This is a genomic window from Streptomyces sp. NPDC002817 (assembly GCF_053592055.1).
In genome coordinates, this window is the sequence record NZ_JBSFUY010000004.1 from 502,791 (window position 1) to 519,206 (window position 16,416).

At 71.3% G+C, this 16,416-nt stretch carries 15 protein-coding genes and 1 pseudogene; 4 read left to right on the top strand and 12 right to left on the bottom strand.

Going from position 1 to position 16,416, the window contains the following annotated elements:
- Positions 1-46 precede the first annotated feature (46 nt).
- The 4 genes from ACWD3I_RS11305 to ACWD3I_RS11320 form a co-directional block, all read right to left on the bottom strand.
- Complete coding sequence (locus ACWD3I_RS11305; RefSeq protein ID WP_365393874.1) at positions 47-898, bottom strand: isoprenyl transferase; 852 nt, start codon at positions 896-898, stop codon at positions 47-49.
- Between the two features lie 23 nt (positions 899-921).
- Positions 922-1,668, bottom strand: coding sequence for a DNA repair protein RecO (gene recO / locus ACWD3I_RS11310; protein WP_365393875.1), 747 nt, complete (start codon positions 1,666-1,668; stop codon positions 922-924).
- Between the two features lie 137 nt (positions 1,669-1,805).
- Positions 1,806-2,432 carry a DUF1266 domain-containing protein gene (locus ACWD3I_RS11315; protein ID WP_365393876.1) on the bottom strand — a complete coding sequence of 209 codons (627 nt, stop codon included), beginning with the start codon at positions 2,430-2,432 and terminating at the stop codon, positions 1,806-1,808.
- Positions 2,433-2,457: 25 nt separating this feature from the next.
- A complete protein-coding gene (locus ACWD3I_RS11320; protein ID WP_365393877.1) occupies positions 2,458-2,673 on the bottom strand; it encodes a hypothetical protein in 216 nt (71 codons plus the stop codon).
- 568 nt (positions 2,674-3,241) lie between these two features.
- On the opposite strand from ACWD3I_RS11320, the gene ACWD3I_RS11325 reads away from it, so the two are divergent.
- The gene (locus tag ACWD3I_RS11325) at positions 3,242-4,717 is read left to right on the top strand and encodes an alpha/beta hydrolase (protein WP_365393878.1); all 1,476 of its coding nucleotides are present in this window, start codon (positions 3,242-3,244) and stop codon (positions 4,715-4,717) included.
- On the opposite strand, the gene ACWD3I_RS11330 is transcribed toward ACWD3I_RS11325, so the two are convergent.
- Positions 4,705-5,853 (bottom strand): abortive phage infection protein, encoded by a 1,149-nt coding sequence (locus ACWD3I_RS11330; RefSeq protein WP_365393879.1) that lies wholly within the window; start codon positions 5,851-5,853, stop codon positions 4,705-4,707. The genes ACWD3I_RS11325 and ACWD3I_RS11330 overlap by 13 nt on opposite strands.
- 194 nt (positions 5,854-6,047) lie before the next feature.
- On the opposite strand from ACWD3I_RS11330, the gene bla reads away from it, so the two are divergent.
- The gene (gene bla / locus ACWD3I_RS11335; protein ID WP_365393880.1) at positions 6,048-6,869 is read left to right on the top strand and encodes a class A beta-lactamase; all 822 of its coding nucleotides are present in this window, start codon (positions 6,048-6,050) and stop codon (positions 6,867-6,869) included.
- 4 nt (positions 6,870-6,873) lie between these two features.
- Here the strand turns inward: bla and ACWD3I_RS11340 are convergent, their stop codons facing one another.
- Positions 6,874-7,641, bottom strand: coding sequence for an AraC family transcriptional regulator (locus ACWD3I_RS11340; protein WP_365393881.1), 768 nt, complete (start codon positions 7,639-7,641; stop codon positions 6,874-6,876).
- Positions 7,642-7,697: 56 nt separating this feature from the next.
- Here ACWD3I_RS11340 and ACWD3I_RS11345 point away from each other — a divergent pair, with 56 nt between their 5' ends.
- On the top strand, positions 7,698-8,270 hold the full coding sequence (locus tag ACWD3I_RS11345; RefSeq protein ID WP_365393882.1) for a class I SAM-dependent methyltransferase: 573 nt from the start codon (positions 7,698-7,700) through the stop codon (positions 8,268-8,270).
- Here the strand turns inward: ACWD3I_RS11345 and ACWD3I_RS11350 are convergent.
- The 6 genes from ACWD3I_RS11350 to leuA all read right to left on the bottom strand — a co-directional run bounded on the left by ACWD3I_RS11350 (position 8,244) and on the right by leuA (position 15,723).
- Entirely contained in the window at positions 8,244-8,693 is a 450-nt protein-coding gene (locus ACWD3I_RS11350; protein WP_365393883.1) for a protein-tyrosine phosphatase family protein, read from the bottom strand. The genes ACWD3I_RS11345 and ACWD3I_RS11350 overlap by 27 nt on opposite strands.
- A 128-nt stretch (positions 8,694-8,821) precedes the next feature.
- The gene (locus ACWD3I_RS11355) at positions 8,822-9,502 is read right to left on the bottom strand and encodes a response regulator transcription factor (RefSeq protein WP_365393884.1); all 681 of its coding nucleotides are present in this window, start codon (positions 9,500-9,502) and stop codon (positions 8,822-8,824) included.
- Positions 9,499-10,710, bottom strand: a complete 1,212-nt coding sequence (locus ACWD3I_RS11360) for a sensor histidine kinase (protein WP_451084068.1) — start codon at positions 10,708-10,710, stop codon at positions 9,499-9,501. Before ACWD3I_RS11360 ends, ACWD3I_RS11355 begins: the two co-directional genes overlap by 4 nt.
- 73 nt (positions 10,711-10,783) lie before the next feature.
- The gene (locus ACWD3I_RS11365; RefSeq protein ID WP_365393886.1) at positions 10,784-12,871 is read right to left on the bottom strand and encodes an MMPL family transporter; all 2,088 of its coding nucleotides are present in this window, start codon (positions 12,869-12,871) and stop codon (positions 10,784-10,786) included.
- A 172-nt stretch (positions 12,872-13,043) separates the two neighbouring features.
- Positions 13,044-13,739, bottom strand: a complete 696-nt coding sequence (locus ACWD3I_RS11370; RefSeq protein WP_365393887.1) for a TerB family tellurite resistance protein — start codon at positions 13,737-13,739, stop codon at positions 13,044-13,046.
- A 262-nt stretch (positions 13,740-14,001) separates the two neighbouring features.
- On the bottom strand, positions 14,002-15,723 hold the full coding sequence (leuA, locus tag ACWD3I_RS11375; protein WP_365393888.1) for a 2-isopropylmalate synthase: 1,722 nt from the start codon (positions 15,721-15,723) through the stop codon (positions 14,002-14,004).
- 319 nt (positions 15,724-16,042) lie between these two features.
- Between leuA and ACWD3I_RS11380 the strand changes: the two are divergent.
- A pseudogene (locus ACWD3I_RS11380) lies at positions 16,043-16,416 on the top strand (peptidase M4 family protein); the annotation flags it as partial.

Below are 16,416 nucleotides of genomic sequence, written 5' to 3' on the forward strand. Positions count from 1 at the left end.
TGGGTGATCTCCCGCAGCGTCGACGGCCCGGGTGAACGCGCGGCGGCTACGAGGTGGCCTCCTGGTCAGGAGTCCTTCCCTGCATGGCCAAGAGTTCCTCATTCGGGATCGCGCCACCGAAACGGCGGTCCCGGGAGGCGAACTCCACACACGCCCGCCACAGGTCGCGGCGGTCGAAGTCCGGCCACAGGACGTCCTGGAAGACCATCTCGGCGTACGCGCTCTGCCACAGCAGGTAGTTGGAGGTGCGCTGCTCACCGCTGGGGCGCAGGAACAGGTCCACGTCCGGCATGTCCGGGTAGTAGAGGTACTTCGCGAAGGTCTTCTCGGTCACCTTCGACGGGTCCAGACGCCCGGCCCGGACATCCTCCGCCAGCGCCTTCGCCGCGTCGGCGATCTCGGCACGGCCGCCGTAGTTCATGCAGAAGTACAGCGTGAGCCGGTCGTTGTCCTTGGTCTGCTCCTGGGCGATCTGGAGCTCCTTGGCGACCGACTTCCACAGCTTGGGCATCCGGCCCACCCAGCGCACCCGGATACCGAGCTCGTCGAGGGTGTCACGGGTCTTGCGGATGAAGTCGCGGTTGAAGTTCATCAGGAAGCGCACCTCGTCGGGCGAGCGCTTCCAGTTCTCGGTGGAGAAGGCGTACAGCGAGATGGCGCCGACACCGATCTCGACCCCGCCCTGAAGGACGTCGAGAACGCGCTCGGCACCGACCTTGTGACCCTCGGTGCGCGGCAACCCGCGCTCCTTGGCCCATCGGCCGTTCCCGTCCATGACGATCGCCACATGCTTGGGGACGAGCTCGCCGGGCAGCTTCGGCGCACGGGCGCCGGACGGGTGCGGCTCCGGCCACTTGTACTCGCGGCGCTGGCGCCCCAACAGCCGGCCTACCACCATGTGCTTCTCGATTCCTCTTCGGCTTACTTCTCTACGTAACGCAGCGAGCGGAGCCCGCGTTCCAGATGCCAGTGCAGGTAGGCGGAGACCAGCCCGCTGCCCTCCCGGACGTGCCGCGGCTCGCTCGCGTCCGCGGTCTCCCAGTCTCCCGTAAGCAGCGCGCCGAGGAGTTCCAGGGTCTGCGGCGAGGGTACGACGCTGCCCGCCACCCGGCAGTCCACGCAGACGGAACCGCCCGAACCGACCGAGAAGAACCGGTTCGGACCCGGCATACCGCACTTGGCGCAGTCGCTGAAGCTCGGGGCGTACCCGTTGACGGCGAGGGAGCGCAGCAGGAAGGCGTCGAGCACCAGGTTCGGGGCGTGCTCGCCCCGGGAGAGCGTCCGCAGGGCGCCGACGAGCAGCAGGTACTGCTGTACGGCCGGCTCGCCCTCGTGGTCGGTGAACCGCTCGGCCGTCTCCAGCATGGCCGTCCCGGCGGTGTACCGCGCGTAGTCGCTGACGATGCCGCCGCCGTACGGCGCGATGGTCTCGCTCTGGGTGCACAGCGGCAGCCCGCGCCCGACGAGCTCGCTGCCGCGCGCGAAGAACTGCACGTCGACGTGGGAGAAGGGTTCGAGCCGCGCCCCGAACTTGGACTTGGTGCGCCGGACACCACGGGCCACGGCCCGTACCCGACCGTGACCGCGGGTGAGCAGGGTGATGATGCGGTCGGCCTCGCCGAGTTTCTGGGTGCGCAGCACGACGCCGTCGTCACGGAAGAGGCTCATCGGGCGGCTCCCGGGGTGGTGTGTCCCCTGGGGGCGCGCAGCGTGATCCGGTCCGCCTCACCCGGCCTCCGGGTGCGCAGCACGATGCCGTCGTCGCGGAACAGGCTCATGGGTTCATTCTCCCGTACGCGCGGGGGTCAGCGGGCACGGTCGGGGTGGCTGATGGTGTCCCAGGGGGCCAGGTTCCAGGGGCTGTCCCTGTTGGCGGGGTCGAGGAGGGCGCGGAGGTGGGCGTCGGCGATCGTCTGCGGGGCGGGGGCGTCGGGGGTGCCGTCCAGCCCGTCCTTCCACACCTTCCGGCCCAGCAGATAGTCGTCGGCGTACTCCTGCCAGGAGGCGTACGCCGACACCACCGCCGGCACGATGTTCTTCAGGGCGGTCCAGGCCTCGCCCTCGGTGATCATCCCGCCGGCGAAACCGCGCCGGGAGATGTCGACGTACAGGGCGGCGTCCCAGGCGAGCGGTGAGACTCCGAGGACGCGCTGGGCCCGGGCCCGGTAACCGGAGCGGGCCAGCTCGTCGAGCCGGTCGGCCAGCTCGTCCCGCGAGGTGATCTCCCACTGCTCGGCCAGCCAGCGCCGGGCACCGTCGTCGTCGGTCCGCGTGAACGGGTACAGGGTGGTCCGCGAGGCGTCCCGGTCCCGGCTCACGGGCGCGCTCAGCGACACCATCCAGAGCTGGTGCGTGGTGAGCGGCGGCACGGGAGGACGGTCGGTGGCCTTCCGCCTCGCTCTCGTCCATCTGCGTATGCTCCACAGGCCCATGCGCCCGCACCCTACGACACCGGCGTCAAGGCACCTCACCCCGGCTGCGGGCGTTGGCGTACGCGGTCGCCGCGCTGAGCCGCTCGGCGGGGGTGGCCCGGCGGACGGTGTCCGGGACCGCGTCCCACTCCTTTCCGCCGCCGTACGGTCTGAGTTGTACGTACGGCCCTTCGTGCCCCATGACGATGCCGACCTTTCCGCTCCGGGTGTCCACGACGTGGCTTCCGACGGGGGGTTTCATTTCCGCTCCTCTTTCTTCACCGTCACCTGGATCCCCCGCCTTTTCGAGTTTCACGCTTTTCACCTCCGGCCGGACGCTGTGCTCCTACACTCGGCAGGAGTCTGTGCACGCCAAGGACGGGGTGGTGCAGGGGCGTTGAACCGTGGCCAAGGGTTCACATGGCTCGCGGGCTTTTGTATACGGCCTTTATATGGGGCAGTTCGAGCAGACGACTCGAAGGCGCGACGGAAAGCCCTGGCGGGAAAGCCGTGGCGGGAAAGCGCTCGGGGAATTGTGCGGCGGATATCGACGCCCTACGCCATGCGGATTGGTTCGACTGCATTCGACTGCATTCGACTGTATTCGAGTTCACGGGAACTGCGGATGGTGACCCAGCGCCGCGATCAGGGTGTCGATCCGTAGCCGCAGGTGGCGGGAGTGCGACGCTGTGTGCCGTCCGGCCCTGCGCGCCGGCAGAGCCGCCGGTCCGCATCACCGACCGCGGCCGCGGGGGCGGGGGTAAACCCCCCGATCAACAAGGGAGTTGACCGGATGGGGGTCGTGAGGAAGATCCGCGAGGCTCGGTCCCATGACGCAGATCAAGCGCAACGCCGCCCTCGTAGCCGTCACCGCCGTCGCCCTCGGGATGGTCACTCCGCTGGCCGTCGCGGTGGAGCAGGCGCCCGCCCTCGACTGGAAGAAGTGCGCCGGATCCACCCTCGACCCCCGTCAGCAGTGCGCCACCCTCGAGGTGCCCATGGACTACGCCCACCCGGGCGGCCGGAAGATCGGGATCGCCGTCTCACGGATTCCGAGCGAGAACCCGGACGCCCGGCGTGGGGCGCTGTTCCTGATCCCCGGCGGTCCGGGTGGGTCGAGCCTCAACGACCCCTCGAACAAGGGGCAGAAGCTGCCTCAGCAGGTACGGGACGCCTACGATCTCATCGGGTTCGCGCCGCGTGGGCTCGCCCCGTCCACCTCCGTCGACTGCGGGCTGGAGCACGGGGACCTCGCGCTCTCCAAGCTGCGGCCGTGGCCCGCCGCGGACGGGTCCGTCGACGGCAACATGGTCACCGCCCAGCGGATGGCGGACGCCTGCGCGGCGAACGGCGGTGAGCTCCTCCAGCACATCAGCACCCGTAACGAGGCCCGCGACCTCGACCGGCTGCGGGCCGCGCTGGGCGAGCGGAGGATCTCGGCGTGGGGAGTGTCGTACGGGACGTATGTCGGCTCCGTCTACGCCCAGTTGTTCCCGGCGCGCACGGACCGGTTCGTACTGGACAGCAATGACGACCCCGACCCGACGAAGGTCTCCAGGGCCTGGCTCGCCGGGCACGAGCAGGGTGTCGAGGACACCTTCCCGGAGTTCGCGAAGTGGGCCGCGGAGCCCGGGAATCCGTACCGTCTCGCCGAGACCGCCGGTGAAGTGCGGCCGCTGTTCCTGCGGTTGGCCGAGCGGCTCGACCGGGAGCCCCTCCCCTGGCCCGGCGCCAACCCCGAGGAGCTGAACGGCAATGTGCTGCGCCAGACCATGCTGGACAGCCTCTACGCCCCCGACGCCTTCCCCGTCCTGGCCAAGCTGATGCTGGCCGCCGAGAGCGGCACCCTGCCACCCGCGCCCGCCTCGCCGCCCGACGCGGTGCTGCAGAACGTCACCGCCGTCGGCGCCGGGACCCTCTGCAACGACGTCGCGTGGCCCGGCTCGACGGCGGTGTACGAGAAGGGTGTTGCCGAGAGCCGGGCCAAGTACCCGCTGACCGCCGGCATGCCGCGCAACGCGATGGTCTGCGCCGCCTGGCCCCACGAGGCGAAGGAGCCGCCGGTCCGCGTCACCGACCGAGGGCCGTCGAACATCCTGCTCGTGCAGAACGAACGGGACGTCGCCACCCCCGTCAGCGGCGCCCTGAAGCTCCGCGAGGCCCTCGGTCGACGCGCTGTCATGGTCACCGTGAACTCCACGGGCCACGGCTCCTATCTCCGCAACGGCAACGCGTGCGGGGACGAGACCGTGTCGAGGTTCCTCGCCACCGGTCAGCGTCCCGCCGCCGACACCTACTGCCGCTGACCCGCCCTGCGGTAGGCACGGGCCACCGCGTGGAACGCCTCCTTGGGCTCCCGGTGCCAGCCCGTGTCCGGGTCGCCGGGGCGGTCCTGGATCGCCTTGGCGATGCCGTAGCTCGCCATGTCGAGGTCGTGGCGGGGGTCGTCGGGGCGGTGCGGGGCGTCCGCGGTGAGGAACTCGAACACCATCGCCGCGTACAGGTTCATCGACTCGAAGACGGCCAGCAGGTCGACGAGGTAGGCCGCCTGGGTGCGTTCGCTGCGGACCGGGAGCGGGTCGCCCTTGATCTCCGGCGGTGTCTTGCCGTAGTCGACGATGTCCCAGCCCATGCCGCCCGCCTCGGGGGCGCCGCGGTAGGTACAGGTGCCGAACTCGGTGATGGCGACGGGCTTGCCCCAGCGCAGGTGCTGCTTCAACTCCCGTACGTAGTCCTTTCGTTGCGGGAAATACGAGTAGTAGTCGATGCCCACCACATCGAAGAGGTTCCAGTCGACGTTGTCGATCTCCGGGGCGGAGGCGTAGCTCAGCCGGCCGTGGAAGACCCTGCGTCCGAGCGCCGCCGCCTTCGCCGTGAAGCGGGCCAGGCGGCCCTGCATCCGCGCCCAGTCGACGGTGCCGTTCTGGAGGTTCTCGATGCGCTCGAAGACCGTGTCCCCCGGGATGATCCCGGGCACGAACAGCCAGAACTCGCAGCCCACGCTGAACTCGACGCTCGCGCCCTGCCGACGCAGCCGCTCCGCGAACCGGCCGGTCTCGGCGAGGTGGTCGAGGATGTCCCGTTCCGGGACGTCACCGAGGGTGGGCTGGAGCCAGATGTGCAGCCCGAGCTCCGCCGCCTCGGCGGCGGTGGCGGTGAGGCGTTCGACGCCGTCGCCGGTGACGTCGACGGTGTCGGCGTGCAGGTCGTCGCGGATGGCGCGGAGGTCCGCCCGCATCCGGTCGGCGCTCCACGCGGTGGCCGGCGTCTCACCGGCGACGAGGGTGTAGACGACACCCCGCCGGGTCAGCCCGCCCCGGCCGACGGCCTCGCCCCGCCCGACCGCCCCGGCCCCGCCCGCGGGCAGCACCGCCCCCGCCACCCCGACCGCAGCCGCCCCGGCCAGGAACTGTGCCCGGTTGATCCCCTTGGTCTTCTCCATACGGCCACTGTGGCGAGCCCGCGCCCGCCCCGCCGTCCGCCGATGGTCTACGGCCCCGCAACCAAGGAATGAGTTCCGGCGTCGATCTACTGAGGAGATCGTCCACGCGCGCCTGCCAAAGGCACGTCCACCGAACGAAGGAGAGCGCGATCTTAGCCCGACGTACCCTTCTCGCCGCCTCTGCCGCCACCCTCGTGGCGGCCGCCCCCGCGCACGCCGGCACCCCCGGGGTCACCGAACGCCTCCGCGAGCTGGAGCGGCGACACGGCGCCCGCCTGGGTGTGTTCGCCCGCAACCTCGGCACCGGCCGGACCGTCCGGCACCGCGCCGACGAACTGTTCCCGATGTGCTCGCTGTTCAAGACCCTGGCGTCCGCGGCCGTACTGCGCGATCTGGACCGCGACGGCGAGTTCCTGTCCCGCCGGATCCACTACACGGACGCCGATCTGCCGAAGGAGGGCTCCGACAAGACCCGGGAGCACCTGGCCGACGGCATGACGGTCGCCGAACTCGCCGAGGTCGCCATCACGTTCAGCGACAACGGCGCCGGCAACCTCCTGCTGCGGGAGCTCGGCGGCCCCACCGCCATCACCCGCTTCGCCCGCTCCCTCGGCGACCGGGTGACCCGCCTGGACCGCTGGGAGACCGAGCTCAACTCGGCGGAGCCCTGGCGGATCACGGACACGACGAGCCCGTACGCGATCGGCCGGACGTACGGCCGACTGGTCCTCGGCGACGCCCTGAACCGTCGCGACCGCGAGCTCCTCACGCACTGGCTGCTGAACAACACCACGAGCGGGACCCGGCTGCGCGCCGGGCTGCCGAAGACGTGGACGGTAGCCGACAAGACGGGCGGCGGTTCCTACGGCACCAACAACAACGTGGGCATCGCCTGGACGCCGGAGGGCACCCCGCTCGTGCTGGCCGTCCTGACGACGATGCCGGAGCAGTCCGCCGCCCGCGACGACCTGCTGGTCTCCGACACGGCCAAGGCGCTTTCGGAGGCGCTCGGTTGACGGCTCAGCCGACGGGAAAGTACTGCCTCGGCGTCACCCCCACCACGCGGTGGAAGGCGGCGGTGAAGGAGCTGGCCGAGGCATAGCCGACGCGGTGGGCCACCGGTTCGACCGGGAGGCCCGCCGCCAGGTGCGGCATCGCGGCCTGCATCCGCAGCCGTTCCCGCCACTGGCCGAAGGCCAGACCGGTCTCGGCGACGAAGAGACGGGCCAGCGTCCGTGCGCTCGCGCCGACTTGGGCGCCCCAGTCGGCCAGGGTGCGTGCGTCCGCGGGGTCGGCCGTCAGCGCCCCGGCCACGGCCAGGGCGCGCGGATCACGGGGCGAGGGGACCGAGACACTGGTCACCGGCACCGGGCGCAGTTCGTCGAGCAGCACCGCCTCCGCGCGCGAGCGGGCCCGTGGGGCGAGGTCGGTACGGACGAGGTGGTCGACGAGCGCCCGCAGCAGCGCGGTGACCTGCACGACGGTCGGTTCGGTCCAGCCGATGTGCGGGCAGCACGCGGGGTCGACGTAGGGGCTGCGCAGGAGGGCACCGCCCTCCGAACCGGTGGCGTGCGGAACGCCCGCGGGGATCCACAGGGCCAGCGACGGCGGCAGCAGCCACACGCCCTGCTCGCTGCGGACCCGGAGCAATCCCCGCACCGACCAGGCGAGTTGGTGGTGGTCGTGCCGGTGAGTGCCGAAGAAGCTGCCCCGGGGCATCGAGAAACGGCCGACGAAGACCGCGGTGTCGGCCGGAGGGTAGGGGCCGTACTGTCCGTTCCGCGACATGGGACGGCAGCCTAGCCCGTAGTGGACAGCCCGGGACCCCGCCTAGCGTCGGCCCCATGCCGATGAACCGAGCCCACCGGAGACTGTGCAGCTCCGAGGCGTGGGCGCAGACGACGAAGGACCGCATCCTGCCCTGGGCCCTGAAGCAGGTGGATCTCGGCGAGGACGTGCTGGAGATCGGGCCGGGCTACGGCGCCAACCTCCGTGTCCTGGTGGAGCGGGTGCCGAGGCTGACGGCCGCCGAGATCGACGCGGACACGGCCCGCCTGCTCACGGAGCGGTGGGGCGACCGCGCCCGCATCCTCCACGCCGACGGCGCCCGACTGCCGCTGGAGGACGAGGCGTTCGACTCCGTCGTCTGCTTCACCATGCTCCACCACGTGCCCACGGCCGCACACCAGGACCGTGTCTTCGCCGAGGCGTTCCGCGTCCTGCGCCCCGGCGGCACCTTCGCCGGCAGCGACAGCCAACCGAGCGTGGGCTTCCGGCTTCTCCACCTGCGGGACACGATGAACACCCTGGACCCCGCGAGCCTTCCGGCCCGTCTGGAGCGGGCCGGCTTCGGCGAGGTGGCCGTGGACGTCCACCAGAAGTCCGGCAGCCTACGCTTCCGCGCCCGCCGCCCCTGAGAACTGCCGCACATACCTTCGCTGCCACGGCGTCTCCACCGCCCGCCGGTGGTAGTGCGCCCGCACATATCCGACGGCCTCGTCCGCCGGTACGCCGTCCAGGACCGCGAGACAGGCCAGCGCCGTCCCCGTACGCCCGCGTCCGCCCCCGCAGGCGACCTCGACGCGTTCGCCCGCGGCCCGCTCCCAGGCCTCGCTCAGCGCCCCGCGAGCGGCCGGCCGGTCCGCCGGAAGGCGGAAGTCGGGCCAGCGGATCCAGTGGAACTCCCAGGGGACCGCGGGCGGTTGGTGGCCCAGGAGGTAGAGGGCGTACGAAGGGGTCGGCGCCCCCGATGCGAGCGGGTACCGGAGGCCACGGCCCCGCACCAGCCGGCCCGACGGCAGTCGCAGGACTCCCGCGGTGTTCTCGTCCCAGTGCTCCACGGCCCCATTCGACCATGCGCAGTACACGGCCCGCCACACCCATGAGCAGCGTCGGCTCCCGCCCGGACACCGCTTCCGCTGCCACCGTCCGGGCGAGGGCGGGGCTGCTGTGAGGGGTCGCCGGGAGGCTAGCCCTCGCGCACACTCCCCGGCGTGACCATCCCCGACTCGTACGCCACGATCACCAGCTGCGCCCGGTCACGCGCCCCCAGCTTCCCCATGATCCGGCTGACATGGGTCTTCGCGGTCAACGGACTCAACCCCAACGCCTCGGCGATCTCGGCGTTGTTGAGCCCCCGCCCGACCAGCACGAGCACCTCACGCTCACGTTCCGACAAGCACTCCGGGCCGCCTGAGAGCGCCGGTGCCGACGCCGGTGTGTGGCTCAGCAGCCGGGCGATCAGGCGGGCCGTCGGGCCCGGTGACAACAGCGACTCCCCCGCCGCCACCGTACGGATCGCGTCCAGGAGCTCCGCCGGTCTGGTGTCCTTCACCAGGAACCCCGACGCGCCCGCACGCAACGCCTCGACGATGTACTCGTCGGTGTCGTACGTCGTCAGGACCAGCACCTTCACCCCGGCCAGTGCCTCGTCCGCCGCGATCAGCCGGGTCGCCTCGATGCCGTCGAGGTCGGGCATCCGGATGTCCATGACGACGAGGTCGGGCCGTGCGCGCCGGGCCAGGTCCACCGCCTCCCGGCCGGACGCCGCCTCCCCCACCACCTCCATGTCCCGTGCCGACTCGACAAGCATCGCGAACGCGGCCCGTACGAGGGTCTGGTCGTCGGCAAGCAGTACACGGATCGTCATACGGCCCTCTCCAGTGCAGTCGTCAACGGCAGTACGGCCGTCACCGCGAACCCACCCTCCGGCCGCGGCCCCGCGTCGAGTGTGCCACCCACGCTGCGCGCCCTCTCCCGCATGCCGACGAGCCCGAAGCCGGCGCCTCCGGAACCGGCCACCGGGCCCGTGCCGTCGTCGGTCACCGACAGCCGCAGGGCGCCCTGATCCTCGTAGAGCTCGACGGAGATCGCCGGTTCGGGTCCCGCGTGCCGGACCGCGTTCGTCAGGGCCTCCTGGACGATGCGGTAGGCCGCCGCGCCCACGGCCGGGGGCGCCTCGCGGATCCGTACCGTCCGCTCGACCCGTGCCCCTGTCTGCCGGGCCGTCTCCACGAGGTCGGACAGGCCGTCGAGGCCTGGCAGCGGACCGCGGACGTCCCCGACGGCGCCCTGTTCGCGCAGCACCTCCAGCGTCGTACGCAGCTCTCCGCGGGCCGAACGGCATGTCTCCGCGATGTCCTCCAACGCCTTGGCGACCGTCTCGCGGTCGAGGCGTTCGGGGTCCGTGGAGAGCACGTGCGCGGCCACCGAGGTCTGCACGCCGATCAGGGTGATGCTGTGGGCGAGCAGGTCGTGCAGGTCCCGGGCGATCCGCAGGCGTTCCTCCGCCACCCTGCGCCGTGCCTCCTCCTCGCGGGTGCGTTCGGCCCGTTCGGCGCGTTCCACGATCGCGCCGATGTAGTTGCGGTGCACGCGGACCGCTTCGCCCGTGATCGCGCACGCCAGGATCCAGCCGGAGATGCGCATCAGCTCGATGCCCCGGTCCGGATTGATGGTGGTCAGCATGATCACGCTGAGGACGAGCAGGGTCGGCACCACGGCCAGGGTCCGGCGCCGCGGCCCGGCCACGGCGAGCGAGTAGATGGCGACCATCGTCACCGCGATCAGCCCGGAGTGGGCGTTCCCCAGTGAGTGGTAGGTGCCCTCCACGACGATGAGCGCGAGGAGCACCCCCATCGGATAGTGCCGTCGCCAGGCGAGCGTCAGCGCCGAGAGGCCGAACAACGTCCAGCCGACGACGTCCGGCGTGTGCGCGTCGGAGCCCTGCGCCACGAACGCCAGCGGCACCGACGCCAGCCCGACCCCCACCGCGAACAGCCAGTCGCGCCGGGCGGGCCGGACGAGCCGCCTGCCGGGGTGGGCGAATTGCTCCTGGGGGGTCACCACGTGCTCCATCCTCGCCGATCCGGCCCGGGGCCGGACCCCCTGGACGTGAGCCCGGAGGTCCGGCCGGCTGTGCGCGTGCGGTTCAGCGCATCCCCGCGGGCTCCGCGACCGGCTCGGGCGACTCGCCGCCCACTGCCGGTTGCTTCGACAGCGCGCCCGGCCACCACACCTTGCGCCGCAGCGCCACGCTCGCGCTGGTGACCAGGTAGGTGCGGACCAGGAAGGTGTCCAGCAGCACGCCGACCGCGATGACGAAGCCCAGCTCCACCAGCTGCAGCATCGGCATGCTGGTCAGCACCGCGAACGTCGCCGCCAGGACCAGGCCCGCCGAGGCGATGACCCCGCCCGTCGTGCGCAGCGCGATCAGCGCGGCCTGCGCCGGTTCGGTGCCCTTCAGGGACTCCTCGCGCATGCGGTGCATCAGGAAGATGCCGTAGTCGACGCCCAGGGCGACCAGGAACACGAAGGACAGCAGGCCGAGCCCCGGGTCCGTGCCCTCGAAGCCGAAGACCGGGCCGAAGACCAGTCCGCCGATGCCGAGCGCCGCGCCCCACACCGCGACCACGGCCGCCACCAGGATCAGCGGCGCGACGACCGACCGCAGCAGGGCGATCAGGATCAGCAGCACGGAGGCGAGGACGAGCGGTACGACGACCAGACGGTCCCGGGCGTTGGTGTCCTTCAGGTCGAGCTGTTCGGCGCTGGGGCCGCCGACGTAGGAGCCGTCGAGGCGGTCGCGCAGATCCTTGATGGTGGCGGTCTCCCCCGCCGACTGGGGTGCGGAACCGGCGATGACGGAGATCTCCGTCCAGCCGTCGCCGCTGCGGCCGAGGGCCGCGCTGTCGACGCCCGGGGTGTCCCGGGCCTCGGCCAGGGCGGTGTCGGCACGGTCGGTGGGGGCGATGACGGAGATCGGCTGGGTGCCGCGCTCCGGATAGGCCTTCCCCAGGGTCTCCATGGCGGCGACCGCCTCGGGCTTGCTGGTGAAGGAGTCCTCCTGCTTGAGGCTGCCGGGGAGGTTCAGCGCCCCGAGCGCCAGCGTGCCGAGCAGCACCGCGCCGCCCGCGAGGACCGTCAGCGGCCGGCGCCCTGCGGAGCTGCCCATCGCGGCGAACAGCGACCGGCGGACCTTGGGCGTGCTGCCGTAGCGCGGCACCAGCGGCCAGAAGACGCGGCGGCCGAGCAGGACGAGGATGGCCGGCAGCAGGGTCATCATGGCGGCCAGCGCGCACAGGATGCCGACCGTGCCCAGCGGGCCCATGCCGCGGCTGGAGTTGAGATCGGCGGCGAGGAGGCAGAACAGGCCCGCGGCGACCGTCCCGGAGGAGGCCAGCACCGCCGGTCCACAGCCCTTCAGCGCGGCGGCCATCGCGTCGTAGGGCCGCTCGATGCGCCGCAGCTCCTCGCGGTACCGGGAGACGAGCAGCAGTGCGTAGTCGGTGCCCGCGCCGAACACGAGGATCGTCATGATGCCGGAGCTCTGGCCGGACACGGACGTCCCGAACCCCTGGTTCAGCCCGTAGGCGACCCCCATGGACAGATAGTCGGCGATGCCCGCGACGGCGAGCGGCACCAGCCACAGGAACGGGCTGCGGTAGATGAGGATCAGCAGCAGCGCCACGACGGCGGCGGTGGTGTAGAGCAGGGGCCCGTCGAGCGAGTTGTAGACCTCGCTCGCGTCGGTCGCGAGCGCGCCTTCCCCACCGACCTCGACACTCAGGCCGTCCTCGCTCTTGGCGATGTCCCGTACGTCGTTGACGAGTTGGTCGCGCTTCTCCTCGTCCGTGCCCGGCTCGGTGCTGGCCACCGGGTACATCAGGGTGGTGCCGTCCTTGGACGGGACGCCCTCCGGCCGCGCGGTGAGCGTATGCGCGCTCGCGATCTCGCCGATCTGGTCGGCGGCCGTCGCCCGGTCCGCCGCGGTCAGTCCGCCGTCGCGGTGGTAGACGACGACCATCTGGGTCGTCTCGCCGCCCGGCAACCGGTCCTGGATCTTGGCGACCTGGGTGGAGTCGGCGCTCGCCGGCAGATAGTCGACGGCCCGGTCGCGCTGCACGTCCGAGAGCTTCGACGCGAACGGCGAGGTGAGCGCCAGCACGGCGATCCACAGCCCGAGCACGAGCCAGGGCACGGCACGCCGTCCCCGAATGGTTGTCGTTGCGGCCCCCATGAGTCGGGCCTCCCCTCGGTCGGATGTCTGGTTCGGTTCCAGACTCCCGGCGGCCGGGGGCCGATTCGTCGGGCGGCAGGGCGAGTTGGGGGTTACTGCGGAGGGCGTCCTTCAGGTGCCGTTACTCCCTGGGGAGTAACGGCGGTTGTACGACGGCGGCACCGCCCGCCTGCTACGAGGGGGTGCGCGCCGCCACCAGCAGCCGTGTCACGTCGTCCGCGCAGATGGTGAGCGCGGCGCCGACCGTCGCGAGGGCGTCCCGCTCCGCGGGGGTGTAGGGCCCGTCGGCGAGGGCGATCCGTGCGCCCTGGAGAAGGATCGACTCCCGCCCGCCGGGGGCGAGGTGCGGGGCCAGCGGGTCCAGCGCCTCGTGGAGCTCTATGGCAAGGCCTGCCCCGCAGGGCTCGCCGAAGACCCGTCCGGTGTCCGCGGCCAGCGCCTCGACCAGCGCCCCGAGCTGGTCCTCCGTGCAGTCGTCGAAGCCGGCGGCACGGACCGTGCAGGCGGCGGCCTCCAGTGCCGTACGGGAGCAGGTGCCGCCCGCGGCGAGCACCGCGAGGGCGACGGTGTGGACGGCGTCGCGGAGCATCGCGGAGAAGCGGGTGGTGGTCGGGTGGTCGAGGACGTCGGTGCCGAAGTGGCGCTTGCAGGCGGCGCACTCCACGACCGGTCCGGTCTCGCCGCGCGGCAGCACGGGCATGCCGAGGAGGGTGAAGCGGCGTCTGCCGGTCAGCCGCTGGTAGTTGCGGTCGCCGCCGCAGCCCGGGCAGAAGAACTCCCCGTCGCCCACGGGCGTCCACGCGGTGCGGGTGCCCAGCAGGCGCGCAGCCCTGACGGCCTGGCCGTTTCGTCCCCGTCCTGGCAGCACGTCGCACCTCCGCGTAACGGCACGGCAACATCGCCGTGCTGGCGTGATGTTAGCCACATCACGGACCCGGAGTCAGCACCCCTGACGAGACCTCTCCGTGACCTGCACAGGCCGATGGCCGGAAACAGACAGGCCCCGCCCGCTGTAATACAGCGGGCGGGGCCTGCGAACGCCGGTGCGGGAGACGCCTTCAGGGGCGCGGGGAACTGCGCGACCAGCCACGACGGCGCTGCAGCCGCAGCACAACCCCGAGCGGCACCCCCTAGCGCGCCGCTCGGTTGACCGCCGAGACGACCGCCTTCAGCGACGCACGTGTCGTGTTCGCATCGATGCCGATCCCCCACAGAATCTTGCCGTCGATCGCGCATTCGATGTAGGAGGCGGCCTGCGCGGAGGCACCCTCACTCATCGTGTGCTCCTGGTAGTCCAGCAGGCGTACGTCGATCCCGATGGACTGCAGGGCGTCGAAGAAGGCCGAGATCGGACCGTTTCCCGAGCCGGTCAGGACGGTGTCCTGGCCGTCGACCGTGGCCTCCACCTTGAGCGTGTCCACGCCGTCGGTGTCGGTCGTCGACTGGTTGTTCTTGACCTGGACGCGACCCCACGCGTTCTCGGGGTTCGGCAGGTACTCGTCCTGGAAGACCGCCCAGATGGCACCGCCGGTGACCTCGCCGCCCTCGGCGTCCGTCTTGGCCTGGATGAGCTTGGAGAACTCGATCTGCATCCGGCGCGGCAGGTCCAGCTTGTGGTCGTTCTTCAGGACGTACGCGATACCGCCCTTGCCGGACTGCGAGTTGACCCGGATGACCGCCTCGTAGGAGCGGCCGACGTCCTTCGGGTCGATCGGCAGGTACGGGACCGCCCACTCGATGTCGTCGACGGTGACGCCCTTCGCGGCCGCGTCGGCCTCCATGGCGTCGAAGCCCTTCTTGATGGCGTCCTGGTGGGAGCCGGAGAAGGACGTGTAGACCAGGTCGCCCACGTACGGGTGGCGCGGGTGGACCTCCATCTGGTTGCAGTACTCCCACGTACGACGGATCTCGTCGATGTCGGAGAAGTCGATCTGCGGGTCGACACCCTGCGAGAACAGGTTCATGCCCAGGGTGACCAGGTCGACGTTGCCGGTGCGCTCGCCCTGGCCGAACAGACAGCCCTCGACGCGGTCGGCGCCGGCCATCAGCGCCAGCTCGGCGGCGGCGACGGCGGTGCCACGGTCGTTGTGCGGGTGGACGGAGATGACGACGTGCTCGCGGCGGGAGAGGTTGCGGCTCATCCACTCGAAGCGGTCCGCGTGCGTGGAGGGCGTCGAACGCTCCACCGTGGCGGGCAGGTTGAGGATGATCTCGCGGCCCGGACCGGGCTGGTAGACGTCCATCACCGCCTCGCAGACCTCCAGCGCGAAGTCCAGCTCGGTGTCGGTGAAGATCTCCGGGCTGTACTGGTAGCCGAACTCGGTCTCGGGGCCCAGCAGCTTCTCGGCGTACTCCATCACCAGGCGGGTGCCGTCGACGGCGATCTGCTTGATGTCGTCCTTGGAGCCGCGGAAGACCACGCGGCGGAAGACGGGAGCGGTGGCGTTGTAGAGGTGGACGGTGGCCCGCTTGGCGCCCTTCAGCGACTCGACGGTCCGCTCGATCAGGTCCTCGCGGGCCTGGGTCAGTACGGAGATGGTGACGTCGTCGGGGATCGCGCCCGGCTCCTCGACGATGGAGCGTACGAAGTCGAAGTCGGTCTGCCCCGAGGCCGGGAAGCCGACCTCGATCTCCTTGTAGCCCATCTTGACCAGCTGGTCGAACATCCGGCGCTTGCGCTCGGGCGACATCGGGTCGATCAGGGCCTGGTTGCCGTCGCGCAGGTCCGTGGAGAGCCAGCGGGGGGCGGCGGTGATCCGGTTGTTCGGCCAGGTGCGGTCCGCGATGTCGACCTGGTCGTACTGGCCGTACTTGTGGATCGGCATGGCACTGGGCTGCTGGCGGTTCGCCATGATGCGGGGGCTCCTCAGGATGTCCGGAAGGACGGCCGACGACGCAACGCCAAGCTCCGCGGGGAGGGAGTCGACCTGGACTACAGGCCCTCGCCGCGGCAGCTAAGAAGAAGCAGCCCGAAACGCATGATGCGAAGTATGTTAGCCGAGCCGCTGCCCGTGCGGGGCGCCGTATCAGTATGCGGGACCCGGGGGACCAACGGGACAAAACGTGCGCCATACCACTCGGGAGCGGCGATCCAGGCTCCTTATCCGCACATTTCACCAATCATGGTTGCGGGTAGTGACAGCGGCATAACACAGTGCAATGGTGCCGGGCATGACGACCCACGGGGGCTCTGAGCCCGTCTTCTGCACCGTCGTACCACCGCACGTCCTCGACAAGCTCGCCCAGGCCGAGGACCCCGCGCTCGCCGATCCCGCCCGCAGGACCCTGGAGCGCGACGCCTTCGAGCGCACCCACCGCCGGCTGACCACCGTCGTCGGCGCCCCCTCCGTCGCCGCGCCGCCCGGCACCGAGGCCGGCAAGCCGCACCGCACCGTCTACGACGCCCGGCACCGCACCGACCTGCCCGGCAAGAAGGTGCGCACCGAGGGATCGGAGCCCGGCAAGGACGCCACGGTCAACCGTGCCTACGCCGGTCTCGGAGCCACCTTCGAGCTGTTCCTGGCGGCGTACCAGCGCGACTCCAT